Origin of the sequence: Rheinheimera riviphila, from assembly GCF_004005945.1 — a bacterium.
Taxonomy (GTDB): Bacteria; Pseudomonadota; Gammaproteobacteria; order Enterobacterales; family Alteromonadaceae; genus Pararheinheimera; species Pararheinheimera riviphila.
In genome coordinates this window covers 503,331-529,990 of record NZ_SACS01000001.1, presented here as the reverse complement: position 1 = coordinate 529,990, position 26,660 = coordinate 503,331, and the positions used below count along the sequence as shown (strand labels likewise).

Below are 26,660 nucleotides of genomic sequence, written 5' to 3'. Positions count from 1 at the left end.
TCAATCGCTTGTCGGTCATGCATTTGCAGCAGGCAGCGCGTTGAATAATTCAATCTGCAAGCCGCCACCGGCGCTACAGAGATAAAAATCGGCGTGCAAAGCAAAACGCTGCTGATAGTTGTTAGTTAAAGCTTCGCGCAGTAAAGGCACATGCTCGTCGCGGCATAAACAAACAATAGCCCCACCAAAACCGCCGCCGGTCATCCGCACCGCAATTTCATCTCCGAGGGTTTCGCGGCAAATATCGACCAAACCGTCAACCGGCGGCACTGTCACTTCAAAATCATCGCGCAGCGACAGGTGCGAAGCACGCATCAGCGCACTCAGCGCCGCCATATCATTAGCGGCAAGCGCCTGTTGGGTCGCCAGCACCCGGTTGTTCTCGCTGATCACATGCCGCGCACGGCGATATTCGGTATCGGTTAATTGCGGTTTGGTCGCTTGCAGTAACGCTAAGGTGCCATCACGCAAACTTTGCAGGCCCATCTTTTGTGCCGCTTGTTCACAATCAATCCGCCGCTGATTGTATTCGCTATCAACCAGTTTTCGTGGATAGTTAGAATTAATAATCACCAGCTTCAAGTCCGCTGGCAGCGCGACGGCTGTGGTCTGTAAATCGCGGCAGTCGATCAGCAGCGCATAGCCTTGTGCACCTTTGGCCGATATCAGCTGGTCCATAATGCCGCACTGACAATCCATAAAATCGTTTTCAGCTTGTTGGCCGAATAAGGCGATTTGCTGTAACGATAAACCCAGCGTATTCAGCTGATTAAAAGCGCCGCCAATCGCTACTTCCAGCGCTGCTGAGGACGACAAACCGGCGCCTTGTGGCACATTGCTACTAATGAGCAAATCGGCACCGCCCAGTTGCAGGCCTGCACCTTTGAGCACATACACCATGGCGCGAATATAATTGCCCCACTGCGAAGGGCCGGTCACTACGGGTTGATCCAGCGCAAAAGAGTCATGCTCGCCCGGATAATTCACCGAATGCACCACTAATTGCTGATCCGAACGTGCGGCAAATAACACCACAGTGCGAAAATCCAGTGAGCAAGGAAATACAAAGCCTTGATTGTAATCGGTAAATTCACCAATCAAATTCACGCGTCCCGGCGCGCTGGCCACGCCTTGCGCTGGCCGCTGATACAGTGCCTGAAACTGTTGTTGTAACGATTCATACGTCATCAGGGGTTCCTTGTGTGTAATGCAGGGTCGACGCGGCCCGTAAAATGGCAGCGGCTGTTTCCGGGGTTAAATCGCGCTGACTTTCTGCCAACATCTCATAACCCACCATATGTTTTTTGACTGTGGCTGAGCGCAGCAACGGCGGATAAAAATGGGCGTGTAAGCGCCAATGTAACTGAGGTTCGGCGAAACCGGCCGGCGCATTGTGCCAGCCCATCGAGTACGGAAAACTACAGCGAAACAAATTGTCGTATTTGGTGGTCAGCACTTTTAAAGCTTCAGCCAGCGCCTGGTTTTGCGCCTGATTGAGCTCATGTAATGCCTGTAGATTGTCCTTCGGCAGTACCAGGGTTTCAAAAGGCCAGGCCGCCCAAAACGGCACCACCACCAGCCAATGCTGGTTTTCAAACACCGTTCTGCTGCCATCAAGGCTTTCCCGCCCCGCGTAGTCAGCGAGTAATGCCCGGCCATGTTGCTGAAAATACGCCCGTTGCTGGTCATCTTCGCGGCTGATTTCGGTGGATAAATGCGGATGCGCCCAGATTTGGCCATGCGGGTGCGGTTGCGAGCAGCCCATGATAGCGCCTTTATTTTCAAACACCTGGATGCAGGCATAGTGCTGGCTTAGCTCCTGATAATGTTGCTGCCAGGTGCTGATGACCGCAGAGAGCTCAGTTAAAGACAGGTCCGGCAAGGTCTTATTGTGATCCGGCGAAAAACAAATCACCCGGCATTCACCGCTGGCGGCGGTATAACTAAATAGCGCATCGTCGCTTTCGGCAATCTCGGTCACACCCGGCGTTAAAGCGCCAAAATCATTCACAAAAACATGGGTGTAGGCGTAATCGGGATTGGTTTCGCCATTGGCCCTTTGATTACGTGGACACAAAGGGCAAGCCGGATCATGTTGCGGCAACTGGTCTTCGGCCAGTGCTTCGGTGGCGCCGAGCCAGGGGCGGTTATTGCGGTGCGGCGACACCAGCACCCAATCGCCGGATAACGGATTTTTCCGGCGATGCGTTTGGGTTAAGGGCAATACATCAAGGGATGCAGCTTTGCCGTTATTCATCAGCAGACTCCGTCGTAAATTCACCATGCTGGCCGCTAAAGGCTTGCCGTCGATGCAGCATTTTGGCGCTGGTGTTGCTCAAACGATCAAAATTCCCTGGTGTGATGCCAGCCGGCATCAAGGCAATACCACGGTGACTGCTGATACAGCCCTTCCCACTGGTGACCAAAACTTTCATTCAGCAATCCTTTCCACGCGCCAACAATCAGAAATAACGCAATAGTTATATTTATATGATAAATACTACTATTGGCCGTGATTGATTACAAGATCTGAAATGCAGAATTTGCAGCGCCGCCAGGATCAGCGTTGAGGAGGAGAAAGACGAGCAGCAGCCGGATCCAGGATCCAACTGCTTTGACCCTGTGACCTGACGTCAACCCTGAATAAACTTCAGCATCGCCGCGCCAGCTTTCTGATGTACCAGCGTGCGGTCGATACCTGGCCGGTCAGTGCAAAGTGCGACACCCATCGCCTGATATTGGTGTTTGCAGCGGTCCAGATAAACAAAATGGCCTTCACCAGCGGCAAAGACCAGGCTTTCGGCCGCCGGGATGGTTGCAGCGTAGAAACCGGCATGCCGTTCATAAGGTAAAAAATCGTTTTGGCTGGAGCCAATCACCAGCACCGGAATCGTCATTGCCTGCAAACTTTGCGCTGTGGTGGCGTGGCCCAGCGCCGGATCCAATGCAATTACGCTTTGAATCCGGGCATCAAAAAAGTTTTGTGCCGGGTTGTAACCTTTGGTATTGGCTTCGGTTTGAAATTTCAGATAATGACAGCTTCTATCCGGCGCAGCAGCGGCAGTGGCGCAGTAGGTCGCGGCATCAGCAAAAGCCAATTTGCTGCCAGCCATCGTCAATACAGTCGCACCTCCAGACGAATGGCCGACGGCAATGATGTGATCCCAGGCGATTTCACGGTTAAAGATCCGTTGTGAAGGTTTTGAGGGGGCGGTGGTTGCTGACGGCACTGACTGTTGATTGGTGCTGAGTTGATCAAGCACAAAGCTGATATCGACTGGCCTTTCCCAAAATTGCAGCGCTGCCGCCGGGTTCACATGCTCCGGTCCATAGATCCAGGATTCACCATAATGATTGACACCCACAGTGACATATCCCTGCGCCGCGAACATCTTACCAATCCAGCTATAACCTTTGGCGGCGCCCATCGCACCATGTGAAAACACCACCGCTTTGTTCAGTTTGGTGCGCTCTGCCAGACAAATGCTGGCGTCTTTACAGCTTGCTTGCGCCGGGTACCAGAGGGTAATTTTTACTGGTCGCTGGCGTTTGTTGTCATATAAATCAAGTTCGGTGACTTGCACAGTATTTGCTGGTTTGGCGGCAGCAGCGACGGATGGCTGAGCGGCCCATACCTGGGCAGGAGCAAGTGCCGTCGCCATAAAACCGCTGAGTATCAGGTTGGTCAGTACCGTGAATAATTTCATCGTCGTCCTTGTATGTTAAGAAGTAGGAGTTGCTGTAGTTGCAGTCTGAGCGTTTTGCGGTAACGCCCATAGTGCCGAAAGTCATAAAATGATCAGCGGTCACATAAGTTTGTAAAAGTGAGGACGGATAAAAAATGGCGGTTGGAGCAACGAATGATGCGCGGCAGTTCCAGACAAAACTGCCGCGACAGACAAAATTTTGACTTATTTAGTTAAGTGCTGCGCCAGATACTGCTGCACTTTAGTGAAATATAGCTCTTGATTGGTTTCTGAGTAAAAACCGTGGGTTTCATCGGTAAACTCCAGCCACTCGTAAGGTTTGCCGGCTTTGTCCAGCGCCTTTTTGAGTGCGGTGGCATGTTCCATCGGCGCTCGTTCGTCGTGTCTGCCGTGGGCGATCAGCAAATGCGCCTTGAGTTGGTCAACCCGGTTCACAGGCGAGAAAGCCGCTAGCTGTGCCGGGTCTTTACCGATCACCTTTTGTAAATATGCTTTGCCATATCCCAAACGTGGAATATCTCCCAGTTTTGACATCAAGGCTAAATCGTAAATACCAGCGACCGCAACGCCACAACGATACAGATCCGGTTTGAGGGTGGCAGCTTGTACCACCGAATATCCACCAAACGATCCGCCCATAATACAGACATTTCCTGCTTTACCATGCCCCTGAGCAATTGCCCATTCGGTACCGGCGATGATATCTTTTTGAATGGCATCACCCCATTGCCGATGACCGGCTTGCAGGAAATCCGAACCATATCCGCCCGAACCACGATAGTTCACCTGCAAGACGTTGTAGCCTGATTTCGCCAGCAGCTGTACTTCTGAATCATAACCCCACCGATCGCGCACACCGTGCGGACCTCCGTGGACCAGCACCACCATTGGTTTGGCCGCGGACTGCTGTTCGGTGAGCGTCAGGTAACCGTGAATTTCTTTGCCGTCAAACGAAGGGAATTTAATTGGGTCCATCATTGCCATGGTTTTACCGGCCAGATGCGGGTTGCGATCAGCGAGCTTGGTTAACGATACCTTGTCATGATCATACAGATAATACGTGCCAGGATTAATGTCGGAACTGACGGCTGCCAACCACTTTTTGCCATCGTTGGTGCTGCTGGTAATGGTCACCTGTTCACTTGGGAAGGCCGCCAACAGTTTTTTAAACACTTTTGCTTCTTCAAACGCCGAGGTTAGTAATGCATAAGTAGGAAAACCATCGTCGACCCTTAAACCATAAACAGAACGTAAATCTGCCGTTCTGCTGACCATTGTCACATCGACCAACGGATCGGTATACACAGCTTCATATTTGCCACTTGCTAAATCTAACTTAAAAACGCCAGTTTTATCTTGCCCTTGGTTATCAAATACATACAGTGATTTGTTATCTTTGGCCACGGCAATTGGGTCAAATGATGAGCCAAATAGCTGCTGCGGTAGTTCTTGCCACTCTTCTGATGCTAAGGAGCGAATATAAACTTCTGTTTCACCCTTTTTGTTGGTACCCGTGACCACCCGTGGCTTGCCATCACTGTCGACTAACACGTTGGCATAGGATACCGGCACTTTGCCTTGGCCGATGGTTTGACCGGTATAAACGTTCATTTTCAGGATTTCAGCGGTCTTAGCGCCGACTTTATCTGCCGGTGTGCTCAGGATCAGGATCTGGTCGTCTTTATCCAATTCGGTATCAATAAAATCAGCCCAGGCATTGCGGGATTCGCGTACTTTAAGGCGCGAACCGCCTTTGGCGTCTCCGGCTTGAAAGCCAAATAGCAACTGACTGCGACTACCGTCGATATTCACACCAAACAGTTCGCCGTAATAAAAAGGTTGTTTTTCCCAGGCTTTGGATTCAACCAGTTGAAATACCACCCGCTCATTATTGACCCAGCGATATTCACCGACTTCTTTAAATCCACCCATGCTCACCGCACCCACGGTTTGCATCGTCGCGCTGTCGAAAAACACCAGCGTGCGTTTGCCTTCGCTAAATATTTTTGCCGCCAGGTGTTTGCCATCCGGCGAGATGGTGAAGTCAAAAAAGCTTGGGTTTTTCGCCAGTAAGGCCGGCCAGTTTTCGTTGGCATGAGCGGAAGGCAACAGCAGCGTGCTGAATAAGGATAAAGCAAGCAGTGAAATAGCGGCGGTAACTGACTTGCCTAAGCGAAAACTGTGCATAAATATCAAATCCTTTTGAAAATATGGCTAAAACATATCTTAGTAAAGTTGCGTTAACAACTAATTTATTTGCGTTTACGAATGTGGTGTAAGAATTAAAAGAGGTTGGTGTGGCTATTTTTTTGCTCTGGGGTGGGCGGCATCATAGACTTTTGCCAGATGCTGAAAATCAAGATGGGTGTAAACCTGGGTGGTACTTAAATTGGCGTGGCCGAGCAGTTCCTGCACTGCCCGTAAATCGCCGCTGGATTCCAGCAGATGACTGGCAAAAGAGTGACGCAACATATGCGGGTGCACGTTTTGATCCATGCCCTGACGTTTGGCCCACAGCTTGACTCTATTGCGGACATGGCGGGCGGAAATGCGCAGTTTCTGCCGACTTAAAAACAAAGCCTCTGGTTCAGTGCCAATAAAATCCGGCCGGATTTGCAACCAGCGCTGCAAGGCGGTGACGGCCAGCCTGCCAATCGGTAGTACCCGTTCTTTGTTGCCTTTACCGCGCACCCGGATTATTTTTTCGCTCCAGGTTATATCGCCAATATTGGCGCTGACCAGTTCTTCCAACCGTAAGCCTGAGCTATAAAACAGCTCCAAAATGGCTTGATCGCGACAAGCCAGTTCATCTTCTTTCGGTAAATCCAGCAGCTTATGCATTTGATCAACATCGAGATTTTTTGGCAGCGGTTTATCAAACTTCGGCACTTTTAAATACAAAGCCGGGTTTTGCTCGATCAGTTTTTGCTGCTGTAAATACCGATAAAAACTACGCAGGGCGGCAGCGCGCAGGGCCAAACTGCGTGGCTTTAAGCTGGCGCGACAGGACAATAAATGTTGTTGTAAATGCTGCTGGGTTAATTCGCGCCAATGGCTGTGGCTTGCCGCCAACTGCCGCGCCACACTATCAAGTTGTTGCTGGTAGGTTGATAACGTCTGCTTGCTATAAGCGCGTTCAAATTTGAGATAGTCTAAAAATTGGCTCAGCCAGGGCGTAAAAGCCGCCAGAGCGTCCGCTTCGTTGTTGCCGGTGTTGGTGGCAACTGAGGAGGGAATGGGATCAGCGCTGGTCATAACGTGGTAACACCACGGCCAGTAATTTTGCGATATGGTCGATAAACAAAGTGTCCATGCTGGGTTGAAAATGGTCGTCCAGTTCGCTGCCAAAGGCCAATAACGCTAGCGGTTTATCACCCTGACTGATTTGCAGCAGCGCCACCGAGTGAATGCTGGAAGGAAACACGGTTGCCATTTCGTCTTTGTTGAGGCGGCCAAAATAATAACTGCGGTGTTGCAATCGATGCTGCAGTACCAGTTGCAGGCCGCTGAAGTTGTCACCCATCGCTTCGTGGTTAAAATCGAGCAGGGTACAGGCATGCACATGTGGCATCCGGTTAGCGAAAGTGCTCAGCGCAATGGTGATATCGGTACGCTGGCGCGCCGACAATAAATCCAGATGAAGCTGGTTTAACGCAAAGAAAATATGTTCATTCTGGCGGGCGATGCTCATCAGCCGGGTGATGTCTTCTTCCATGCCGCGAATACGTTCTCGCTGCATTTCCAGCTGACGTTCCACTAAAGACACCGCGCCGCGCTGAGCGTGAGGTAACCGTAAACGATTGAGCAGTTCCGGATGATGCTGAAAAAATGCCGGATGTTCCAGCAAGTACTGGTACACGAACTGATCGTGCAGCAGCGCTTTTTCTTCTTCTTTTAATTCCGGCAGATCTGTCATTACACCTTCGCTCATGCCACCTTTATTTACAAAGCCTTCATTCACAAGACCAGCTGCCCATCATAAACATGCTCGGCCGGGCCGGTCATTTTCACCGGTTGGCCAGGACCGTTCCAACGAATATGCAAGGTTCCGCCTGGTAAATCAACCCTGACGTTTGGCCCCAGCGTTTTTTGCATTTGCCCAATCACCGCTGCGGCGCAAGCTCCGGTGCCACAAGCTAAAGTTTCGCCTGCACCGCGCTCCCAAACCCGTAATTTGATATGTGTCTGATCCAGCACCTGCATAAAACCGATATTGGCGCGTTCCGGAAACCGCTCATGCAGTTCAAATTCCGGGCCCCAGCTTAAGACGGGTGCAACATCAACATCATCGACCGTGATCACCGCATGCGGATTGCCCATCGACACCACACCACACAAAGTAGTCGCGTTTTCGGCGTGCAGAATGTAATTAATTTCCTGCTTTTGCGCTTTAAACGGCACCTTGGCCGGTTCAAATTGCGGAATACCCATATTGACCGTGACCTGACCATCCTGTTCGATATAAAGCACAATTTTGCCAGATTTAGTACTGACGTTAATTTTGTACTTATTGGTCAGGCCTTTAGTACGGACAAACTTGGCAAAACAGCGGGCGCCATTGCCACATTGTTCTACTTCCGAACCATCGGAGTTAAAAATACGGTAGTGAAAATCCAGATCCGGATCATAAGGTGGTTCGACCATCAGCAGTTGGTCAAAACCCACGCCAAAGTTGCGATCAGCCAGTTGCTTGATCTGCTCTTTGGTCAGAAACACGTTTTGGCTGACGGCATCAACCACCATAAAATCGTTGCCAAGCCCGTGCATTTTAGAAAACTGTAATAACATGCCAACCTTATCTATTGTTGGTTAAGCGGGCAGCAGCTGTTCGCCGCGCCATAAGTCTTGCCATTGTTCCCGTTGCCGCACCAGATGTACTTGATCGCCGTCCACCAGTACTTCAGCTGCACGTAAGCGACTGTTGTAGTTGGAACTCATAGTAAAACCATAGGCGCCGGCAGAGCGCACCACCAGTAAATCGCCAGGTTCAATCGCTAAAGCACGATCTTTACCGAGGAAATCACCGGTTTCACAAACAGGCCCAACCACATCATAGGTTTGCGCGCTAAGTTCTGGTTTCAACTGAGCCGGCACAATATTCATCCAGGCACTGTAGAGTGCCGGGCGAATTAAATCGTTCATTGCCGCGTCGACAATGGCGAAATTCTTTTCCTGACCTGGTTTTAAATATTCGACTTTGGTCAGCAGCACACCAGCATTGGCCATAATGGCGCGGCCCGGTTCAAACAACAATGTTAAATGTGGATAAGCAGCCAGTCGTTTCACCACTTCGGCGGCATATTCGGCCGGATGCGGTGGCGTTTCATCCAGATAAGTCACACCAAGACCACCGCCGATGTCGATATGCGACAGCACAATACCGGCAGCCGCCAGCTTGTCGATCAGCAGCAACAATTTATCCAGTGCATCTAAAAACGGTTGGGTTTCAGTCAGTTGTGAGCCGATGTGACAATCAACACCACAGACTTTTAACTGTGGGTATGCCGCTGCTTGTTGATAAATCGAGAGGGCACTGTTGATGTCGATGCCAAATTTATTGGCTTTAAGACCAGTTGAAATATAGGGATGGGTTTTGGCGTCAATATCCGGGTTCACCCGAATGGAGATTGGCGCCACTTTGCCAAGCCGGGCGGCGATTTGCGCAATGCGATGTAATTCAGGTTCGGATTCGACGTTAAAACATTTGATGCCGGTATGCAGCGCAAACTCAATTTCTGCTTCCGATTTACCAACACCGGAAAATACCACTTTGGCTGGGTTGCCACCGGCTTGTAGCACGCGGCGTAATTCGCCTTCAGACACAATATCAAAGCCACTGCCCAGACGAGCCAACAGGTTTAATAAAGCGATATTGCTATTGGCTTTAACGGCATAACAGACTAAATGCGGCTGAGAACCGGCGGCATCAGTGAAAGCACGATAATGGCGCTCTAATGTGGCGCGGGAATAAACATACGTTGGGGTGCCGAATTGGCTGGCAATGGCGGCTAAACTGACTTGTTCGGCCTGTAACTGTGGCCCCTGATAATTAAAATAATCCACCGGCGTTACCTTTTTGTGTTGCTTGTACTGTGCTGAGCTGGATCAGCAGTAGTCCCGGTAGCTGCGGGCTGCTGTTGTTCTGGCTGCGTTGATGCAGGTTCAGCGGCTGGTTCGGCGGGCGTCGCCACCGGCGGTTTTTCAGTTGGCAAAAATAAGTCACCTTTTTGACCACAACCGGCGAGCCCAAGGCTGGCCAGCATCAACACGAACAGAGTTTGCATCACCGCTTTCATCGTTTCTGTTTCTTTAATTTTTGAGCGCTCTATAATCGCATCCTTAGCAGCAAAAGCAAACAGGTGAAGCCGATGAATGACGTAGAATATGATGAGTTGACCGATAGTGTTTTGCTGGCAGTGGAAGAGGCCATTGAAAAACTGGAGTTGGATCTCGATTATGAGAGCCACGGTGGCCTGCTCAGCATCACCTTTCCGGATCGCAGTAAAATAATCATTAATAAACAACCGCCTTTGCATCAGCTGTGGGTGGCGACCAAATTTAATGGCCATCATTTTGAATACCGCGACGGGCAGTGGATTGATAACCGCACCGGCAGTGAATTCTGGCAGTTGCTGAATGACGCAGCGTCAAAACAAGCGGGTGCTGTGGTTAATTTAGTTAGTTAAAATCAGTAGAGTAAAGCAATGAATCAGTTACCTTTTGTCGATGTTCCAGCCAGTGGTGAAGTCAAAGCGGCTGTGGTGTGGTTGCATGGCCTTGGCGATTCCGGTCATGGATTTTCACCGATAGTGCCAGAGCTGCGGTTACCTGCCGGTCATGGCATCCGGTTTTTGTTTCCACATGCACCAGAGCAGCGGGTCACCATCAACAATGGCATGGTGATGCGGGCCTGGTACGACATTAAAACCTGGGATTTACAAAACCGCGCTGACGAAGCCGGCGTCAGACAATCAGCACTGCTGGTGCAGAATCTGTTGGATAAAGTGATTGCCAGTGGTATTCCTTCAGAAAAAATTATCCTCGCGGGTTTTAGTCAGGGCGGGGTGATTGCGCTACATTTATTACCACGGCTGCCATACAAAATTGCCGGGGTGATGGCGCTATCGACTTATATGGCGGTTCCGGACAGCTTAAAAACTGAAATGAACACGCTCAATAAAACAACGCCGGTGCTGGTGGCGCATGGCACTGCCGATCCGGTGGTACCGATGCAGGCTGGTCAGCTGGCTTTTAACGCTCTAAAATATGCCGGTTTTAATGTGCGCTGGCAGGATTACCGGATGGAACATAGTGTTTGCGCGCAGGAAGTGGCGGATCTCAGCCGGTTTATTCAACAGCAACTGTTAGTAGAAACCAGCGTTTAGTGAAACCCGTACCACAGTGACAGAAGTTTTCGGGCAATGGATTGAACGGACTGACTGCAGCTAAATGTAATGGCTGCTTTTAACGCTATTTTTGCAGAACGTTATTTGAAAGAGAGTGTGCTGTGACGGAACAAGCTGCCAAACTCACTGTAAAAGTTAAGCTGCATGCGGCGCAACCGGTGGTATTACCCACCGCTGCGGCACCGGCAAGGCTTTCCAAAATGAAAGTGACTTTGGGTTTATTGCTGCTGGTGCTGCTGACGGCGGCTGGTTATCTATTGTGGCAACAATTTGTCGGTAAAGTACCGAGTGCTGTTGCCGCTGATCATCTTCAGGCTATCGAGGTTTCAGCGGTAGCGACCGAAGAGATGGTCGTTATTCCTACACCTGATGAGCTGGTGCAAAATCCGGCTACGGACGGGGAACAAGCATCCGCCCCAGCCGCAGCGCAGCAAAATATTGTGACCGAAAAGACAGTAGAAGACACAATAGGAACGACTGCCCAGGCCGAAGTCGCGACCACCGGGCAAACACAAACTCAGGCCGCAATACCAAAGACCGGTCGCAGCTTGCCCAAAGGCTTTAGCCGGATTGTACTAGCCGCCACCATGGAGCAACTGGAGCCCGGTGCTGCAATTGATACACTTGTGGCACAACAACAGATCCAACGTTTGTATTTATTTACTGAACTGCAGGGCTATGCCGGTCAGCAGCTTATTCATCGTTGGTCTTTTGCCGGACAAGTGCAAACCGAAGCACTGCTGACGATTGAAGATTCGCCGTGGCGAACCTACAGCGAGAAGTGGTTACTACCAGATCAGCTCGGTAGCTGGCGGGTCGAAATTGTTGATCAGCAGCAAAATGTGTTGTATCAGCACGACTTTCAATATCAATAGCAATACCCTTCATCCTTGAAGATTCGGGGTTGTTGGCCGCCTTCACTCACCCCAGTCACATAGAACAGCTATGCTCCTGGGGATTCGTTCAGTTGCCGCCTACCCGAATCTTCAATGATTTTGGGTATACACCCAATCTACTTGAAACTCGCTTCTTCAGGAGGTTTGGGTATAATAGCGCCAGTTTTTAACCGGTGGGCGTGACAGGCCGCGACCGGTCCGGTCTTCAAAAACAGGTTCTTATCATGACGCAACGAATTCGGATTGCCACCCGCAAAAGCGCTCTCGCTTTGTGGCAAGCGGAGTATGTCAAAGCCCGCTTACAACATTTTTTTCCCCAACTCGAAGTTGAATTAGTCCCGATGTCGACTCAGGGCGATAAAATTCTTGATACCCCGTTAGCCAAAATCGGCGGCAAAGGTTTGTTTGTTAAAGAGCTCGAAACTGCCATTCTGGAAGGTCGCGCCGATATCGCCGTGCACAGTATGAAAGATGTGCCGGTCGAATTTCCTGAAGGTTTACAGCTGCAAACTATCTGCGAGCGCGAAGATCCGCGTGATGCTTTTGTCTCCAATCAATATGTTTCCATCGAAGCTTTACCGCATGGCGCCGTGGTCGGAACCTCCAGTTTACGCCGCCAGTGTCAGCTCAAAGCGCTGCGTCCCGATCTCCAAATCCGCGATTTGCGTGGCAACGTCAACACCCGTTTAACCAAGCTGGATCAAGGCGAATACGATGCCATTATTCTGGCGGCGGCTGGTTTGATCCGGTTAGGCTTTGAAGCACGTATTGCCACTTTTATCGACGTCGGTCAAAGCCTGCCAGCCAATGGCCAGGGCGCAGTCGGCATTGAATGTCGTAGTGACGATGTGCAAGTTCAGCAATGGTTAGCACCGCTGGAACATCTGCCAACAAGGCAGGCGGTGTTAGCCGAGCGTGCGATGAACCGCCGTTTGCAAGGGGGTTGTCAGGTGCCGATTGGCGCTTTTGCTATTCATCAGGGCGATCAATTATGGTTGCGTGGCTTGGTCGGTCAACTTGACGGCAAACAGATTTTACAAGCCGAAGTGCGGGGCAGTGCAATTGATGGTGAAGCACTCGGTGTGCAGCTCGCAGAGCAATTGCTGTCGATGGGCGCTGATCAGATTTTGGCCGCTGTTTATCAGGCAGCTGAGTAGCCTATGAACTTGCCAGCCAATGAATTTGGTGTACTGATCACCCGACCAGCCGGCAAAGCCGATAATTTGCTGGCCGGGCTGGATGAACTGGCAATGAGTTATACCTATCAGCCGCTGATCACCACCCAGTTGATGCCGCTGCGTGCTCGCGACATTCAGCACATTCAAAACGCCGAACTGATTATTTTTGTCAGCGTGTCGGCTGTCACTTGTCTGGAACAACAATTTGATTTAAAAAGCCTGACCCAGCCGTTATTGGCCGTTGGTGCGACTACGGCCTCGGCGCTGGAACGCAGTTGTGGCCATTCGGTGGTGGCACCTGTTGATCAGCGCAGCGAAGGGGTGCTGGCATTACCGCAATTACAGGACGTGGCAAATCGCGACATCGTGATTATTCGCGGTAACGGCGGACGTGAACTGATTAAACAAGGTTTGCTGGCGCGTGGGGCTAAAGTTACTTATGTGCAAAGTTACAAAAGAGTACCACTGCCGCTTGATGGTCAGCGCTTGTCTGACCAGTGGCGTGCGCAGCAAATTCAATGTATCGTAGTGACCAGTAATGAAATTTTATCCCTGCTGTTGACCTCGTTGCCTGATGTTGCCTTGCCCTGGTTGCAACAACGGCAATGGATTATGGTCAGCCAGCGTATGGCAGAAACTGCCGTCGCGATGGGGATCCCGGCGACCAACATTGTTCTGGCCGCCAGTGCCAATGACCAGGCGTTGTTGGACGCCATTTGCCAGTTAAGAAGGAAATTCCATGAGCGAGCTCAGTCCAGCGCTGAATAACGAGGTTATTCGTCCGGCCAATGAAGCTAAGGTTCCACCGGTGACACCGTCGCCAGCAATACGGCCACGCGCCTCTGGCTCGACCGTATTAGCGGTGATTTCGTTATTGGTAGCCCTTGGTAGTGCGGTACTGGTCGGTTGGTTTTTCTATATCTGGCAACCGCAATTAGCAGCGCTGCAACAGCAACAGCAAACCTTATCCAATCAACAACAAACCCAAACCACCTTGTTTCAGAGTAAACAGCTGGAATTGCAGCAGGAAATGCAGCAACAACTGGTGGATGTGGTCGCGAACTGGGACAGCAAAGCGCAGCAGCAGGCAGAACAAAACCAGCTGGAGCTGAATAAATTACAGCTGCAGCTGGAGCAGCAAAGTGGCAACGTCAAAGGCTGGCAGCTATTAGAAGTTGAATATTTCCTGCGGTTAGCCGAGCAAAAACTGTTTCTGGAGCAGAATGTCAGCGGCGTAGCGCAGGTGCTGGATTTAGCCGACCAACGTCTGAAACAAATGCAGGATGCCAGCTTGGTGGCAGTGCGCGAAGCCATCAGCCAGGACAAGCATATGTTGTCAGAACTCAATACCCCGGATATGCATCAGCTGCACCTGACGTTGTCGAATTTACGCCAGCAAAGCCAGACATTGCCGCTGCGTCAATCCGAGCGGGCGATGGATAATCAGTCGGAAGAAGAAGTCACTGACGATGCTGCCGACTGGCAGTCAAATTTACAGCTGTATTGGGGCAATTTCTGGCGTGGGTTGGTGCAGGTGCGCGCCAGTTTGCCGGAAGATGGGGTGAGTCTGACTGCTGAGCAGCAAATCAGCGTGCGCAATACCTTAACCCAACAACTGCTGCTGGCAGAGCTGGCAGCAATGCAGCACAACCAGGCGGTGTATGCCGCGGCTATTCAGCAAAGTGCGGACAGCCTGCAACGTTATTTTGCCGCGACTGAGCCTGCGGTGCAGCTGATGGCCGATGATTTAATTGCATTATCCGCGTTACAGGTCAGCTTGCCGTTATTGGCACCACTGAAAAGCCCGCAGCTGTTTGAAGCTTATCGTCAGGGTACTGCTGCTGCGGAGCTGGCGTTATGATCCGGCTGGCCTTATTTGTCATTGTGCTCGGGCTGGCGATGCTGCTCGGGCCGGTGCTGGCCAATCACCCCGGTTATGTGATGATTGTGGTGGCCGGTGTCACCATCGAAGCCACTTTTGTCGGCCTCATTTTGGTGATCCTTGGGGGTGGTCTGGCGTGGTGGGGATTGTGGTGGTTATTAAAACGCTTATTCCATTTCCCACGCATCAGCTTTAGTTTTTTACGCTCGCGTAAAGAGCGGCGTGCCCGTCAAGCCTTACAGCAAGGTGTGTTGGCCTTTGCCCGGCAGGATTGGCAAAACGCGCATCAGCTATTTGAAATTGCTAAATCCGAACCCTTGTGGGACAAAGCCCGTTTAACCATGGCCAGTTACAGCGCCCTGCGCGCCGGTGAATTTGCCAAAGCGAATCAGCGTGCGGCTGAATTAGATCCCGATGATCCGGACACCAGTTTGTTGCTGGCTGATTTATGGCTGGCGCAAGGGGATGCGCTCAAAGCAGTTGCGGTGTTAACACCAAAAATTGCGGCGGAGCCTAAAAATCAGCCGTTAGGCCGCAGTTATCTGGCCGCGCTGCAGCAAGCCGGACAGTGGCAAACTTTGTTGGAACAAGTGCCACAAGCGCTGAAATATCAGTGGTTTAGCAAAGTTCTATGGGCACAGCATCGTTATCAGGTTTACCCGCAAGCAATTAGTGCGCTGGCGCAACAAGGTTTGTTTGATGAACAAGCCAGTTACTGGCAAAACTTAAGCGCCAAAGAGCGTAAATCGGTCGCGGCAACTTTGGGTAAAGTCTGGGCGATGGCGGTGAGTGGCCAGGTCGAGCAAGCCGAAAAATTGCTGTTAGAAACTTTGGCGCTGGCCGATTTACCGCTGGCTTGGAATGTGATCCAGCAGATCCCGCTCGGCCGTTCCGTGTTGCAACTGCGCAAACAAATTCAGCACTGGTTACGCGATCACAGCAACAATGCTTATTTATATGCGATGTTAAGTTATTGCGCGGCGCAAGAAGGCGAGGCCGAACAAGCCGCTGCCAGCTGGCAAAAAGCCTTGCAGTATCAACCGGAATTAGTGGCCATCGGCAGTCAAGCGAAGGCCTGAGCATGGCGGCGATGATGTTGCCGGTGCTACCTGAGCTACCTTTGTTACAGGGCTTGGCGCCTTTGTATCAGCCCAATGCCAAGGTCCTGATCCTCGGCAGTATGCCGGGTCAGGCGTCCTTAGATAGTCAGCAATATTATGGTCACCCGCGCAATCAGTTGTGGCCTTTGTTGCAGCAGCTGTTTGGCGTTGATGCCAGTCTGGATTACCCGAGCCGGTGTCAGCAGGCGCTGGCGGCCAAGGTGGCGTTGTGGGATGTGATTGGCAACTGCCAGCGTCAGGGCAGCCTCGACAGTGCCATTGTTGGCAGTAGTATTCGTTTTAATCCGCTGGTTGAACTTTGTCAGCAGCTTCCTGATTTACAAAAGATTTGGCTAAATGGTGGCAAAGCAGTGCAAAGCTTCCGGCAGTATCAGCGGCAACAATCAACTTCCTGGCCAGATAGCACCATTACCGTGCATGAACTACCTTCCACCAGCCCGGCGCACGCCAGTTTAACTTTTGCTGCAAAGCTGGAGTTGTGGCGTCAGGCGTTGGTATCAAGTAACGCCTGACTTTGCATATACCCAAAATCATTGAAGATTCGGGTAGGCGAACGAGCGAAGGCAACAACCCCGCATCTTCAACGATGAAGGGTATATTACAAGGTGTCGGTTAATTCCTGAGCCAAAGCATAATTCTGCTCGCGCGCTTTGGCCAGCAGCGCTTTGCCGTTGGCCGTGTCGCCATCCAGTATCATCCGGGCGCCAACCCAGGTTTGCACCTGTGGATCATCTTTCGTTAACAGGTAGTTTTCCCACTCTTTATCATGTGCGGCAAGAAAGCGTTGTGCTCTGAGATCGCCGTTTTTGGCCGCGGTCTTCCACCAATAGTAATAGGAATACAGCGGGTTTATCGCCAACACTTTGTTAATGACGACTTTGTTGTCGAGCTGGGATGTCAGACTGTAAATACCGGCAGTGTCGGCCTTGGGCAGTGGCTTATTGAGTAAAATATCTTTCGCCGACCGGGCCTGTTGATGTTTTGCTTCGAGGATTTTAGTCACCACGCCCTGATCGTTTACTTCAACTTTGGCATAGCCATGAAAGTGTTCGATGACTTGTGAACGGATGCCGGCTTTTTCCCTGAACAACTCAACTGGCAATGCTTCAGCATTGAAGGTGGCGGCTTCATTTTCCTCCAGGATTAATCCGGAATTGTTGTTGACGAGGTGCAACAAGCTACCAAGCGCTTCCTGATGTTGTGGCGAGCCGGCAATGGCATAAGACCAGACGTTGTATTGTTTCAGCCATTTTTGCATTGCATGCTGTTGCAATGGACCCATAGTGAAGGTCATTTTTACGGTGCCAAGTTGTTTTTTGCCGGTTGGCTGATAACGCCAGCGCTTGACGGCTTTCATCGCCGCTCGCTCAAACACTTTTTCCGGAAATGAATCCAGTGTATCAACGGCAATCACCGCACCTTGCTCATCAACCATATAACGAATGGTGACGTAGCCAAACCAGCCATTCCGAGCAGCATCCTCCGGATATTCCGGCGACACCCGTTTTATCGCTTCCAGTTCAACCGGATTTTCGTCAGGCAAGTTTTTGTTGATCATCACGCCTTGGGTTAATTTTGCCAGTAAGGCGGTCGCAGCGGCAGATTGGGCTGCGCTCAGCTTGGGTTTAATTTTGGTCACCATCGTTGCTGCTTCCGGGTGCCCGAGGGCAACGGCCAGTTCAAAATATGCCAGCGCTTTGACTTTATCTGTAGCTTGACCCTCACCATTAATTGCCATTGCGGCGAGGTTAAAAGCTGCCTGTTCATTGGCAATGGGCAGGAGTGCTGAGAACTCATATTGCGCTGTGGCGTAGTCTTTTTTCTCATACGCCTGCAATCCGGTCAGAAAGTTAGCGTAAGCGGCGGTGTGGTGGAGTACCAATACCGTAAGTAGTAGTTTGCGAAACATAAAAATCCCTTTAGACAGCTGACAACTCAACGATATTTGGGTCTCGAAGCCATGGTTTGACGTTTGCGGTGATCGAACCTGCGTATCAAAAACGCGGGTTCTATTAGCGTGATGAGATGAATAGCCTAAATAGATTGCCATTTTATTGCAAATAATTATTTTTATGTTTACATTTTTTCCGAATTTGGCAGATTGACAGCGCACCGCCGCCGCATCATATTAATGTTCACTAATTCAGCAATTTTATGCAGGTTTGAAATGACGATTCTGAGCAATCAGCACATCGACAAATCATTAGTGCAGGCACCCAAGCCTGCCAATCTGCATTGTGTTGCGGCCGATTACCACCTCTCTGAGTGGTTCGACGAGTAGATCTCCCTTCGACATCCCCCAATTTTTGGTGTTCAGGCTTTTGCGGGTCTGACTGCTAAAAAACTTGCAGGATGCATTGTTAATCACCCGGACGTGATGTGACCCCACTGGCGATAACCCATATCCCTGAAACCAGGTTTCAAGGCTGACGGATGAATGCCATCAACATTTAAAAAACTTTTAAAACTACAATAAAGCAGGATCACAAAAATGAAAGCACACGTCCTTTTAGGCGCTGTTGCGTTATTGCTATCAAGCAATGCGCAGGCCTGTCTGTTACAAGAATCCGAGAGCAACAATGCAGAAGCGACTGCTGACAGCGGTTTATGCAGCAACCAGCAAGTCGCTGGCGCCATTGGCAATAGCAGTGATGTCGATTGGTACAGTTTTGACAGTACCAGCACCGGTAATATTTCGGTGCAATTAAGCCATGGCAGCAATGCCGATTTTGATTTTTATCTCTATCGCAGCAGCGGCAGTTATATTTTGTCCGGTCAAAGCAGCAGTAACCCTGAAACAGCCACCTACAATGCGGCGGCAGCCGGTAAGCACTTTGTGAAAGTCAGTCGTTACAGCGGCACGGGTAGCTACCAGCTGACCGTGACTTTTCAGGGCGCGACCGGTGGCACTGAACCGCCGCCAACCACCAGTTGCACCTATGGCAGCAGGCCAGCCAAACCTTCTGGTTTAACCACTTATTTAACCGGCGCCAGTGCAGACAATTGCCCGGCATTAACGGCAGGGCAAGGCTCGTTGCTGCTGATGGGCGGTGGCGCTGATGTGGACGCGGCTTTTAGTCTGCGCGTCAGCCCACAAATGAAAGGCGGTAATGTGGTGGTGCTGCGTACTTCCGGCACCAATGCTTACAATAGCTATCTGCAGGGGCTGACCAATGCCGCTTCCGTGGAAACCTTGATTATCGACACCGTCACGAAAGCCAATTCTGCTTATGTGGAATGGGCGATCAAAGCGGCGGAAGCGGTATTTATTGCCGGTGGTGACCAGTCTGCGTATTTAAACGCCTGGCAAGGCACCAAAGTGGCCACCGCGCTGGAACATGTTTACAGTAAAGGTGGGGTGGTCGGTGGAACCTCGGCCGGTAACCATGTGCTGGGTAAGTTTGTATATGATCCGGATGGCGTAGCTGGCGCTGTTAGTAGCGAAGTGGTGACCAACTATTGCCATAACACCATCAATATCAGCACTAATTTCCTCAACTTCCCGCTGTTGGCCAATACCATCACCGACACCCATTTCCGGCAACGTGACCGGATGGGACGCTCTGCGGTGTTTCAGGCTAAACTTTATGGTACAGCGGGTGCCAGTGCCCGGGTGATTGCAGTCTCGGAAGCGACTTCGTTGTTTGTCACAGCAAACGGCGTTGGTGTGGTTGACGGGGCCAGTGAAGTTTATGTATTACGCGCTGATGCCCAAACCCAGTACACCCAAATTGTGTGCGGCCAACCGGTGCGGATCACCGATTTACTGCGTTACAAGCTGATGCCTGGCGATAGTTACAATCTGTCGACCAATAGCACCAGCATCGCTCCGACCCGCTTAAGTATTGATGGCCGCAGTACTAGTTTTTATATTCCGGCTTCGCCGTACTGAACACCGTTTTAGTTGAACGCAGCAGTAGGCCGAGATTGGCTTGCTGCTGAATTTAGCGGCAGTTTTATTTCGATAAATCCTTAGCTATAGTCTTTGGGTCATTTGACATAACTCGAAGGATAACCAGATGGACATCAATTATTTAGCGGTGGTGGTTGCGGCAATTTCGGCTTTTATGCTCGGTGGTTTGTGGTATAGCCCGGTGTTGTTTGGCAAGCGTTGGATGCAGGAAGTGGGGCTTACTGAGCAACAATTACAGCATGGCAATATGAAAGTGATTTTTGGTGGTGCGCTGTTGTTCAATTTGCTGAGCGCGGCGATGTTTGCACTGTTTTTAGGCCCGGCGCCGAGTTTAATGCTGGGAGTTGGCGCCGGTTTTGCTGCTGGATTTTGTTGGGTCGCTGCCAGTTTTGGCGTCTGTTATCTGTTTGAGCGCCGCTCCATCGCGTTATTTTTGATCAACGGCGGTTATTGCACGGTGCAATTTACCCTGTATGGCCTGATCTTCGGGCTTTGGCACTGAGTGAACACATTCCGATTTGGATCAGCCGTTTGCTGATCCAAAGCTTTCAGGTCAATTGTTGTTAATCCGTCAGATGTTTGGCCAACCGCTGCAGCAGTTCACCTTCAATCGGCACTGCTTTACCGGTTTTTTGGTCGAGGCAGACAAAGGTAATATCGGCATCAGCGACCACTGTGTCGCTGCCTGCCACGCTGATCACCTGATGGATCACTGCGCTTTTACCGCCGACTTTGCTGAACTGGGTAGCAATTTGTAGTGTTTGGCCATTGGTGGCGGCGTGGCGATAATTGATATTGATGTTCACTATCACCCAGGCCAGCCGCATTTGAGCGAAAAACTCGACATCACCGCCATCTTCCAGATAGCTCCAGCGCGCTTCTTCCAGAAACTCCAGATAACGGGCGTTGTTGACGTGTTGGTAAATATCTAAATGGTAACCACGAACTTTAATCTGGGTCAGATGCGGCATCTTTGCTCCCTCTGGTAAGACCTGTTTCGCCGATTGTGACCGAAATCAGCGACAGCAGCAAGGATGACGGGCATTTTAGAGCCAGGCAAAAGCGTCGGCATACATCTGCTCCCGCACCGCACCTTGCGCCAGAAAAGCGTCCCGCACCACACCAACCATGGCAAAAGGACCAGCGATGTAAATATCAAAACCAGCCAGGTTGGCATGGTCGTCCAGCACCGCCTGATGGACAAATCCGGTGCGGCCTTGCCAGTCAGCGCCAGGTTCCTGTACCACCATATGCAGCTGATATTCCGGGTGGGCGGCTTGCCAGGCAGCGAGTTCAGCTTCGGCATAACCAGCCTGTGAATGGCGTAAACCCCAGTACAGCTGTACCGGTCGTTTGATATCGGCATTGGCGATGGCGCTGGCGATACTGTGTACATAAGAAAAGCCGGTGCCACCGGCCAGTAAAATAATTGGTCTTGGGCTTTCTTCGCGCCAAAAGGCTTCACCTAAACCCACTTGCACCAGCACTTCGCTGCCGGCATTTAAATGCTCGGTTAAATGCGCCAACGCCTGACTGGCGTAAGCGTCAGTGACCGCGCCGCCAATTTGTAATTCCAATGCTGGCTGACCGTCACAGCTAAAACCCGGTGCACAGGCGATGGAAAAAGGGCGTTTATCGGTGTCGGATAAGTAAATTTGCAGATATTGGCCGGCTTTAAATTCCACCGGCGCTTTTGGGGTCAAAATGACTTGCTGCACCGTTGGCGTCAGCGGGCTAATGCGACTAACGGTGCATAACACTTTGTTGGAGGCGGCTTTTTGTTGAGCTTCAGTCATAAGTTCAGTTCTTGTGCTGGCGGTATCAACCGCGAATAAATGGATGCTGTAATACCAGATCGCTGTCCGGATAAGCCAGACAACAGTAGGTAAAATTCATGGTTTTGTCGATATCAGCGACTGGTTCCGGTGGCAGGTAGTGCACAGTGCCGCTTTTTAGCCGGCAGACGCAGGACGTACAGACGCCCTGACGACAGCGAAATGGAAAATCGATGCCATGCGCCAGGGCTGCATCGAGGATAGTTTGCCCGGCTGTTACCTCAAAAGTAACGCCACTTGGCAACACTGTCACCCGATGGTTGCTCATCTTAATAAACCTTTGCTGGTTGCCGGTAAATCGATCCCCAGTTCATCCCAGATATCATCAATTTTTTGCTTCACCGCAGGGGTCATTTCAATCGGCACGCCCCATTCGCGGCTGGTTTCGCCCGGCCATTTATTGGTCGCGTCCATGCCCATTTTTGAGCCTAAACCTGATACCGGCGAAGCAAAGTCCAGATAATCAATCGGCGTGTTTTCAATCAAAGTGGTGTCGCGCGCCGGATCCATCCGCGTGGTGATGGCCCAAATCACGTCCTGCCAGTCGCGGGCATTGACGTCATCGTCGCAGACAATCACAAACTTGGTGTACATAAACTGGCGCAAGAATGACCAAACACCCATCATCACGCGCTTGGCATGGCCCGGATATTGTTTTTTCATGGTGACGACTGCCAGGCGATAGGAACAACCTTCAGGCGGCAGATAAAAGTCGACAATTTCCGGAAATTGTTTTTGCAAAATCGGCACAAAGACTTCATTCAGCGCCACGCCTAAAATGGCCGGTTCATCTGGCGGCCTTCCGGTGTAAGTGCTGTGATAAATTGGGTTTTCGCGATGGGTGATATGGGTCACCGTCAATACCGGGAAGGAATCGACTTCATTGTAATAGCCGGTGTGGTCACCGTAAGGGCCTTCCGGTGCCATTTCGCCCGGTTCCAGATAACCTTCCAGCACAAATTCAGCGCTGGCCGGTACTTGTAAGTCGTTGCTCAGACATTTCACTACTTCGGTGTTGTCACCGCGCAGCAGACCGGCAAAGGCGTATTCAGACAAAGTATCCGGCACTGGTGTGACGGCGCCCAAAATCGTCGCCGGGTCAGCACCTAAAGCCACTGCCACCGGGAAACGCTCGCCCGGATGGGCTTTTTGCCATTCCAGAAAATCTAAAGCACCGCCGCGATGCGACAACCAACGCATAATGACTTTGTTTTTACCCAGCACCTGCTGGCGGTAAATGCCCAGGTTCTGCCGCTCTTTGTGTGGACCCCGGGTCACAGTTAAACCCCAGGTGATCAGCGGCGCGGCGTCGCCAGGCCAACACGTCATCACCGGTAATTTGGTTAAATCGACCTGGTCGCCCTGTAATACGATTTGCTGGCAAGGGGCTTTTTTCACCACCTTGGCTGCCATATTCAGCACTTGCTTAAAAATCGGCAGTTTGTCCCAGGCGTCTTTTAAGCCTTTTGGTGGCTCCGGCTCTTTTAAAAACGCCAGCAATTTACCGACTTCGCGCAAAGCACTGACATCGGGTTGACCCATACCAAGCGCCACCCGCTCTGGGGTGCCAAATAAATTGGCCAGCACCGGAATATCATAACCTTTTGGATTTTCGAATAATAAGGCAGGGCCACCGGCACGCAGCGTGCGATCGGCAATTTCGGTCATTTCCAGCATCGGGTCGATTTCCTGCTTGATACGGGTGAGTAAACCCCGTTGCTCCAGCTGGGCGATAAAGTCACGCAAATCTTTATATTTCATGAGCTTCCACAGGTTTTTTGACTGCTGAGTGCCAGCAGAAAACTTGATTTGGAGAGAATGCTGGCATTATACCCAAACAGTCTAAAGATGCGAGTTTCAGCGGGAGATAAAAGCCCTTGTGGCAGAAAACTTTGGTTGTTCCAAAGCGACCAGCGCTAACGAGGCATAGTAAGCCCAGATGATGCCACCAGCGGTTAGTTTTAGCTTTTAACAGAAAAGGCAAGACGCGACCCCATTCGTTCCCCGACCCCATTCGTTCCGCAAATCCTAAAGATCATGCGTATGTATCAGAGTTACGATCACTTATTTAGCAAGTAGCTATAATGTGCTTTCGGTATTATGTGGTTTATTTTTGAACAGTAAAAATCGGCAACTCCTTGCTTTATCCGTTTCTTATCTGTTAAATTTGTTTTTGCGAGCAATTATATCAATCAATCATATTATTAAATAATCACTGAAAATTAAAATTCCCCTAACCTAGAGAGGTACATATGAAAAAAAGTATAGCTACTGTTTTGTTCTGTGCAAGTTCAATATTCTTACCAAAGGTGTTTGCCGGAACTGCGATAATCCCGTCATATAATATATGGGATGGTGGAGGGAAATCGTGTTTTAAAATTTCGAATATATCCCCCGCAAGTGCCCAAGTTAATGTTAAAATGTACGATCGCGCAGGCGTACCATTTAATGGCACTGTAGCTTCAAAACATATTATTAATCAACTAGGTGTTCCTTTTACACTAGAACCAAAAACAACAGCGTCCTTTTGTATGACCACTGGCGGCAGCAGCGCTCCAGGTTATGGTGTAATTGAAAGCCAAGCAGTTGATTCTGATGCAGGTCAGGTATTTTTAGTTGCTCATGGATATTATACAAACAGTGTACAAACCCAAGCATTCAGCATCTCGATAAATGGTGGTTTATCATTCTAAATAACGGGTCATCAAAATAGATGACTAAGCTACCCTTTAAGCTTAGATGAGGGTATTAGATATTTTGTCTAAATAAGATAGTCCATAGCGTGCTCTCAGCAAAGTGGGCTTCTTTTATTTCAAGAGGTTTAAACAGTAAGCGTAACAACAACCACACTCCGCAGCACGATTGTATTAGTTTCCAATAATGCCAAAATACACCCTTGCCACAAAAATGATGATGGCAATGCTGGTGGTGGCTATTCGCCGTCGCAAGCGAGCAGAACCATGTTATCTGACGCGCAGTAAGTCGTGACCTCAGCAGCGGATGCTGCTGGAAAACTCTCATAAGGATGTAAAAACCTGATGCAATTCTTCCGTAAAACCATGTTCGGCGTGCTGGGCTTGTGCTCGTTACCGGCACTGGCAAATGATCACAATCAATTTGATTATTTTGGGCTGAACATTCAAAAAAGCAGCTACCAGAATATCCAGTTTTTACCGCAAATCAACCCCGTCGCATTGGCACCCTTAACCTACAAAGAGACCCTCTCCGGTACCGGGTTCCGTGGTTTTATTGGTCATCAGTTTAATCATTATGTTGCCCTGGAAGCTGGTGTTAACTTTTATGGCAAAGCCGACTTTCGTGTGACGCAGGAAACCACCGGTGCCGATGGCAAACCAAGTTACAAGACGGTACAAAGTGGTGGTTTTGAGACCTCGGCCGGTGATCTACGGGTGGTCGGTACTTACCCCATCAGTGACAGTTTCTATTTAAAAGCCAATCTTGGGGCGCTGCTTTGGAACAATGAATTGACAACATTGGCTGGAAGTGTGGCGACGCCTGAACCCAAAAAAACCAGTGATAACGGCGTCTCGGCTATAGCCGGGTTGGGTGTTGGTTATGGCTTGAATAGCAAAGTGGCGATCACGCTGGATGTTGAAAAAACCAAAATAGCCGGTATTCATACGCAGAATATTGGGTTGTCGTTGCTGATCCGGATCTGACATGTTTGCTTTGTAAAATCAAGTTCCTGCTACGCTTGTACGGGTCATCATCAATCAGGAAAGTGTTTCAGGCGCAATGCGGTTAGAGCCTGTGCATACTGGTGCTGCCAACTGGCGTCGGCTTGTTGGCTTTTGAGCGTAGCGAAATGTTGTTCCAGCTGCAGCAGTTCCGTCTGGTAGGCCTGCATCCGGACTTGCTGCTGATGTTGCAGAGTTTCAAAAGCCTCCACAGCTGCGGCATCTTTGCCAAAGTAACGGGCGCGTAATTGTTGCTGCCAGTCAGCGCGCTCGGCTGGAGGTAAGTCACCCAGTAACAGCAGCGCTTGCTGATAGGCTGAATCCGGACTGATCAAGCCTGGTTCTGCGCTGCGAAGTTGTTGTTGCAGCTGTGCCAATTTGTCCAGACGCTGCGAAACCGATAAGTGTGGCGCTTCGTTGTCTTGCAGATCTTGCACCGCAAACTGATAAGCAGCGTATTGATGTTCCTGGCCAAACAGGGTTTCCGTCAAGGCGCCGAACAGCTGTTGACGTAAGGTTTTTACCTGCTCAAAACGTTGTAATGAGGTTAAATCGGTCGACATCGTCAACTGGCTTAGCTGTTGTTGATACTGCTGATAGTTTTTCAGCAATCGCTGTAATTCCGCGAGTTCTGCGCTACTTAGTTCGCTGGCCAAATCGGCCAGTGGCTGACATTTGCTGGCTTCGATGTCCCGACATTGTTGCCACAACCGGTCGAGCCATGCCTGCAGATTACCAGGTTGTGCCTGATGCAGGCGGCGGTATTCACTGACTTGCTGCCGCAGCTGTTCCGCCTTGCGTTCCCGGGTTGAAACCAAAGATTCCTCTTCCGGTACTAACGCCATGGTGGTGGCGCTCTGCATCGGATCGGCAGGGGTAACCGTTGTGGCCGGTTGATGCTGCGTGGCCGGTACCGGCGACGGATCGTCCATTGTCAGGTCATCGGCGGCTGGCGGTTGCCACCAGAACATCGCGCTCACCGCCAGCAGCGTCAGTCCGGCCACCCCAAGTTTGTTTTTCATCA

At 50.6% G+C, this 26,660-nt stretch carries 28 protein-coding genes; 12 read left to right on the top strand and 16 right to left on the bottom strand.

Annotated features, from left to right (window positions below):
* Nucleotides 1–15: 15 nt before the first annotated feature.
* The 10 genes from galK to lptM all read right to left on the bottom strand — a co-directional run bounded on the left by galK (nucleotide 16) and on the right by lptM (nucleotide 9,991).
* Nucleotides 16–1,188 (bottom strand): galactokinase, encoded by a 1,173-nt coding sequence (gene galK / locus EOE67_RS02275; RefSeq protein WP_127697409.1) that lies wholly within the window; start codon nucleotides 1,186–1,188, stop codon nucleotides 16–18.
* Nucleotides 1,178–2,257, bottom strand: a complete 1,080-nt coding sequence (locus EOE67_RS02270; RefSeq protein ID WP_127697408.1) for a UDP-glucose--hexose-1-phosphate uridylyltransferase — start codon at nucleotides 2,255–2,257, stop codon at nucleotides 1,178–1,180. Before EOE67_RS02270 ends, galK begins: the two co-directional genes overlap by 11 nt.
* Nucleotides 2,250–2,435, bottom strand: coding sequence for a hypothetical protein (locus tag EOE67_RS02265; protein ID WP_127697407.1), 186 nt, complete (start codon nucleotides 2,433–2,435; stop codon nucleotides 2,250–2,252). The genes EOE67_RS02270 and EOE67_RS02265 overlap by 8 nt, the downstream gene beginning before the upstream one ends.
* A 198-nt stretch (nucleotides 2,436–2,633) precedes the next feature.
* Complete coding sequence (locus tag EOE67_RS02260) at nucleotides 2,634–3,707, bottom strand: alpha/beta hydrolase family protein (protein WP_127697406.1); 1,074 nt, start codon at nucleotides 3,705–3,707, stop codon at nucleotides 2,634–2,636.
* Nucleotides 3,708–3,911: 204 nt separating this feature from the next.
* Complete coding sequence (locus EOE67_RS02255; RefSeq protein WP_127697405.1) at nucleotides 3,912–5,894, bottom strand: alpha/beta hydrolase family protein; 1,983 nt, start codon at nucleotides 5,892–5,894, stop codon at nucleotides 3,912–3,914.
* Between the two features lie 114 nt (nucleotides 5,895–6,008).
* On the bottom strand, nucleotides 6,009–6,962 hold the full coding sequence (gene xerC, locus EOE67_RS02250) for a tyrosine recombinase XerC (RefSeq protein WP_127697404.1): 954 nt from the start codon (nucleotides 6,960–6,962) through the stop codon (nucleotides 6,009–6,011).
* Nucleotides 6,949–7,668, bottom strand: a complete 720-nt coding sequence (locus tag EOE67_RS02245) for a DUF484 family protein (protein ID WP_240652678.1) — start codon at nucleotides 7,666–7,668, stop codon at nucleotides 6,949–6,951. The genes xerC and EOE67_RS02245 overlap by 14 nt, the downstream gene beginning before the upstream one ends.
* On the bottom strand, nucleotides 7,665–8,495 hold the full coding sequence (gene dapF / locus EOE67_RS02240) for a diaminopimelate epimerase (protein WP_127697403.1): 831 nt from the start codon (nucleotides 8,493–8,495) through the stop codon (nucleotides 7,665–7,667). The genes EOE67_RS02245 and dapF overlap by 4 nt, the downstream gene beginning before the upstream one ends.
* A gap of 21 nt (nucleotides 8,496–8,516) precedes the next feature.
* Nucleotides 8,517–9,770 carry a diaminopimelate decarboxylase gene (lysA, locus tag EOE67_RS02235; RefSeq protein ID WP_127697402.1) on the bottom strand — a complete coding sequence of 418 codons (1,254 nt, stop codon included), beginning with the start codon at nucleotides 9,768–9,770 and terminating at the stop codon, nucleotides 8,517–8,519.
* 5 nt (nucleotides 9,771–9,775) lie between these two features.
* Nucleotides 9,776–9,991: an LPS translocon maturation chaperone LptM gene (lptM, locus tag EOE67_RS02230; protein WP_240652677.1), complete on the bottom strand. Its 216-nt coding sequence runs from the start codon at nucleotides 9,989–9,991 to the stop codon at nucleotides 9,776–9,778.
* 84 nt (nucleotides 9,992–10,075) lie between these two features.
* Here lptM and cyaY point away from each other — a divergent pair, with 84 nt between their 5' ends.
* The 8 genes from cyaY (at nucleotide 10,076) to EOE67_RS02190 (ending at nucleotide 16,702) form a co-directional block, all read left to right on the top strand.
* Nucleotides 10,076–10,393, top strand: a complete 318-nt coding sequence (gene cyaY / locus EOE67_RS02225; RefSeq protein ID WP_127697400.1) for an iron donor protein CyaY — start codon at nucleotides 10,076–10,078, stop codon at nucleotides 10,391–10,393.
* Between the two features lie 18 nt (nucleotides 10,394–10,411).
* Nucleotides 10,412–11,092, top strand: a complete 681-nt coding sequence (locus EOE67_RS02220) for an alpha/beta hydrolase (RefSeq protein ID WP_127697399.1) — start codon at nucleotides 10,412–10,414, stop codon at nucleotides 11,090–11,092.
* A 122-nt stretch (nucleotides 11,093–11,214) separates the two neighbouring features.
* Nucleotides 11,215–11,988 carry a DUF2914 domain-containing protein gene (locus EOE67_RS02215; protein ID WP_127697398.1) on the top strand — a complete coding sequence of 258 codons (774 nt, stop codon included), beginning with the start codon at nucleotides 11,215–11,217 and terminating at the stop codon, nucleotides 11,986–11,988.
* A 245-nt stretch (nucleotides 11,989–12,233) separates the two neighbouring features.
* A complete protein-coding gene (hemC, locus tag EOE67_RS02210; protein ID WP_127697397.1) occupies nucleotides 12,234–13,166 on the top strand; it encodes a hydroxymethylbilane synthase in 933 nt (310 codons plus the stop codon).
* Between the two features lie 3 nt (nucleotides 13,167–13,169).
* Nucleotides 13,170–13,955: a uroporphyrinogen-III synthase gene (locus EOE67_RS02205; RefSeq protein WP_127697396.1), complete on the top strand. Its 786-nt coding sequence runs from the start codon at nucleotides 13,170–13,172 to the stop codon at nucleotides 13,953–13,955.
* On the top strand, nucleotides 13,927–15,048 hold the full coding sequence (locus tag EOE67_RS02200) for a uroporphyrinogen-III C-methyltransferase (protein WP_127697395.1): 1,122 nt from the start codon (nucleotides 13,927–13,929) through the stop codon (nucleotides 15,046–15,048). Before EOE67_RS02205 ends, EOE67_RS02200 begins: the two co-directional genes overlap by 29 nt.
* Entirely contained in the window at nucleotides 15,045–16,148 is a 1,104-nt protein-coding gene (locus EOE67_RS02195) for a heme biosynthesis HemY N-terminal domain-containing protein (protein ID WP_127697394.1), read from the top strand. The genes EOE67_RS02200 and EOE67_RS02195 overlap by 4 nt, the downstream gene beginning before the upstream one ends.
* 2 nt (nucleotides 16,149–16,150) lie before the next feature.
* Nucleotides 16,151–16,702, top strand: a complete 552-nt coding sequence (locus tag EOE67_RS02190) for a DNA-deoxyinosine glycosylase (RefSeq protein WP_240652676.1) — start codon at nucleotides 16,151–16,153, stop codon at nucleotides 16,700–16,702.
* Nucleotides 16,703–16,788: 86 nt separating this feature from the next.
* On the opposite strand, the gene EOE67_RS02185 is transcribed toward EOE67_RS02190, so the two are convergent.
* Nucleotides 16,789–18,099 (bottom strand): energy transducer TonB, encoded by a 1,311-nt coding sequence (locus EOE67_RS02185; protein ID WP_164852193.1) that lies wholly within the window; start codon nucleotides 18,097–18,099, stop codon nucleotides 16,789–16,791.
* Between the two features lie 582 nt (nucleotides 18,100–18,681).
* On the opposite strand from EOE67_RS02185, the gene EOE67_RS02180 reads away from it, so the two are divergent.
* Complete coding sequence (locus EOE67_RS02180; protein WP_127697392.1) at nucleotides 18,682–20,082, top strand: pre-peptidase C-terminal domain-containing protein; 1,401 nt, start codon at nucleotides 18,682–18,684, stop codon at nucleotides 20,080–20,082.
* A gap of 127 nt (nucleotides 20,083–20,209) precedes the next feature.
* Complete coding sequence (locus EOE67_RS02175) at nucleotides 20,210–20,605, top strand: DUF1761 domain-containing protein (protein WP_127697391.1); 396 nt, start codon at nucleotides 20,210–20,212, stop codon at nucleotides 20,603–20,605.
* Nucleotides 20,606–20,666: 61 nt separating this feature from the next.
* Here EOE67_RS02175 and EOE67_RS02170 read toward each other — a convergent pair whose 3' ends face one another.
* From EOE67_RS02170 to ubiD, 4 genes are all read right to left on the bottom strand, one after another.
* On the bottom strand, nucleotides 20,667–21,074 hold the full coding sequence (locus EOE67_RS02170) for an acyl-CoA thioesterase (protein WP_127697390.1): 408 nt from the start codon (nucleotides 21,072–21,074) through the stop codon (nucleotides 20,667–20,669).
* A 75-nt stretch (nucleotides 21,075–21,149) separates the two neighbouring features.
* Nucleotides 21,150–21,899, bottom strand: a complete 750-nt coding sequence (gene fre, locus EOE67_RS02165; protein ID WP_127697389.1) for an NAD(P)H-flavin reductase — start codon at nucleotides 21,897–21,899, stop codon at nucleotides 21,150–21,152.
* A gap of 25 nt (nucleotides 21,900–21,924) precedes the next feature.
* Entirely contained in the window at nucleotides 21,925–22,206 is a 282-nt protein-coding gene (locus EOE67_RS02160; protein WP_127697388.1) for a 2Fe-2S iron-sulfur cluster-binding protein, read from the bottom strand.
* Complete coding sequence (gene ubiD / locus EOE67_RS02155) at nucleotides 22,203–23,699, bottom strand: 4-hydroxy-3-polyprenylbenzoate decarboxylase (protein WP_127697387.1); 1,497 nt, start codon at nucleotides 23,697–23,699, stop codon at nucleotides 22,203–22,205. Before ubiD ends, EOE67_RS02160 begins: the two co-directional genes overlap by 4 nt.
* A gap of 491 nt (nucleotides 23,700–24,190) precedes the next feature.
* Here ubiD and EOE67_RS02150 point away from each other — a divergent pair, with 491 nt between their 5' ends.
* Nucleotides 24,191–24,631 (top strand): hypothetical protein, encoded by a 441-nt coding sequence (locus EOE67_RS02150; RefSeq protein WP_127697386.1) that lies wholly within the window; start codon nucleotides 24,191–24,193, stop codon nucleotides 24,629–24,631.
* A 345-nt stretch (nucleotides 24,632–24,976) separates the two neighbouring features.
* The gene (locus tag EOE67_RS02145) at nucleotides 24,977–25,618 is read left to right on the top strand and encodes an outer membrane beta-barrel protein (protein WP_127697385.1); all 642 of its coding nucleotides are present in this window, start codon (nucleotides 24,977–24,979) and stop codon (nucleotides 25,616–25,618) included.
* A gap of 50 nt (nucleotides 25,619–25,668) precedes the next feature.
* On the opposite strand, the gene EOE67_RS02140 is transcribed toward EOE67_RS02145, so the two are convergent.
* The gene (locus EOE67_RS02140; protein ID WP_127697384.1) at nucleotides 25,669–26,658 is read right to left on the bottom strand and encodes a lipase secretion chaperone; all 990 of its coding nucleotides are present in this window, start codon (nucleotides 26,656–26,658) and stop codon (nucleotides 25,669–25,671) included.
* Between the last annotated feature and the right edge of the window lie 2 nt (nucleotides 26,659–26,660).

What these genes read in the sequence shown, in the direction of transcription:
- EOE67_RS02145 (WP_127697385.1), top strand. Translation starts at nt 24,977, where the DNA reads ATGCAATTCTTCCGTAAAACCATGTTCGGCGTGCTGGGCTTGTGCTCG.
- lptM (WP_240652677.1), bottom strand. Translation starts at nt 9,991, where the DNA reads ATGCAAACTCTGTTCGTGTTGATGCTGGCCAGCCTTGGGCTCGCCGGT.
- EOE67_RS02195 (WP_127697394.1), top strand. Translation starts at nt 15,045, where the DNA reads ATGATCCGGCTGGCCTTATTTGTCATTGTGCTCGGGCTGGCGATGCTG.
- fre (WP_127697389.1), bottom strand. Translation starts at nt 21,899, where the DNA reads ATGACTGAAGCTCAACAAAAAGCCGCCTCCAACAAAGTGTTATGCACC.
- EOE67_RS02150 (WP_127697386.1), top strand. Translation starts at nt 24,191, where the DNA reads ATGAAAAAAAGTATAGCTACTGTTTTGTTCTGTGCAAGTTCAATATTC.
- EOE67_RS02160 (WP_127697388.1), bottom strand. Translation starts at nt 22,206, where the DNA reads ATGAGCAACCATCGGGTGACAGTGTTGCCAAGTGGCGTTACTTTTGAG.
- dapF (WP_127697403.1), bottom strand. Translation starts at nt 8,495, where the DNA reads ATGTTATTACAGTTTTCTAAAATGCACGGGCTTGGCAACGATTTTATG.
- EOE67_RS02265 (WP_127697407.1), bottom strand. Translation starts at nt 2,435, where the DNA reads ATGAAAGTTTTGGTCACCAGTGGGAAGGGCTGTATCAGCAGTCACCGT.
- EOE67_RS02205 (WP_127697396.1), top strand. Translation starts at nt 13,170, where the DNA reads ATGAACTTGCCAGCCAATGAATTTGGTGTACTGATCACCCGACCAGCC.
- EOE67_RS02260 (WP_127697406.1), bottom strand. Translation starts at nt 3,707, where the DNA reads ATGAAATTATTCACGGTACTGACCAACCTGATACTCAGCGGTTTTATG.
- cyaY (WP_127697400.1), top strand. Translation starts at nt 10,076, where the DNA reads ATGAATGACGTAGAATATGATGAGTTGACCGATAGTGTTTTGCTGGCA.
- xerC (WP_127697404.1), bottom strand. Translation starts at nt 6,962, where the DNA reads ATGACCAGCGCTGATCCCATTCCCTCCTCAGTTGCCACCAACACCGGC.
- EOE67_RS02175 (WP_127697391.1), top strand. Translation starts at nt 20,210, where the DNA reads ATGGACATCAATTATTTAGCGGTGGTGGTTGCGGCAATTTCGGCTTTT.
- EOE67_RS02180 (WP_127697392.1), top strand. Translation starts at nt 18,682, where the DNA reads ATGAAAGCACACGTCCTTTTAGGCGCTGTTGCGTTATTGCTATCAAGC.
- hemC (WP_127697397.1), top strand. Translation starts at nt 12,234, where the DNA reads ATGACGCAACGAATTCGGATTGCCACCCGCAAAAGCGCTCTCGCTTTG.
- EOE67_RS02170 (WP_127697390.1), bottom strand. Translation starts at nt 21,074, where the DNA reads ATGCCGCATCTGACCCAGATTAAAGTTCGTGGTTACCATTTAGATATT.
- EOE67_RS02190 (WP_240652676.1), top strand. Translation starts at nt 16,151, where the DNA reads ATGGCGGCGATGATGTTGCCGGTGCTACCTGAGCTACCTTTGTTACAG.
- EOE67_RS02220 (WP_127697399.1), top strand. Translation starts at nt 10,412, where the DNA reads ATGAATCAGTTACCTTTTGTCGATGTTCCAGCCAGTGGTGAAGTCAAA.
- EOE67_RS02185 (WP_164852193.1), bottom strand. Translation starts at nt 18,099, where the DNA reads ATGTTTCGCAAACTACTACTTACGGTATTGGTACTCCACCACACCGCC.
- ubiD (WP_127697387.1), bottom strand. Translation starts at nt 23,699, where the DNA reads ATGAAATATAAAGATTTGCGTGACTTTATCGCCCAGCTGGAGCAACGG.
- EOE67_RS02140 (WP_127697384.1), bottom strand. Translation starts at nt 26,658, where the DNA reads ATGAAAAACAAACTTGGGGTGGCCGGACTGACGCTGCTGGCGGTGAGC.
- galK (WP_127697409.1), bottom strand. Translation starts at nt 1,188, where the DNA reads ATGACGTATGAATCGTTACAACAACAGTTTCAGGCACTGTATCAGCGG.
- EOE67_RS02270 (WP_127697408.1), bottom strand. Translation starts at nt 2,257, where the DNA reads ATGAATAACGGCAAAGCTGCATCCCTTGATGTATTGCCCTTAACCCAA.
- EOE67_RS02255 (WP_127697405.1), bottom strand. Translation starts at nt 5,894, where the DNA reads ATGCACAGTTTTCGCTTAGGCAAGTCAGTTACCGCCGCTATTTCACTG.
- EOE67_RS02200 (WP_127697395.1), top strand. Translation starts at nt 13,927, where the DNA reads ATGAGCGAGCTCAGTCCAGCGCTGAATAACGAGGTTATTCGTCCGGCC.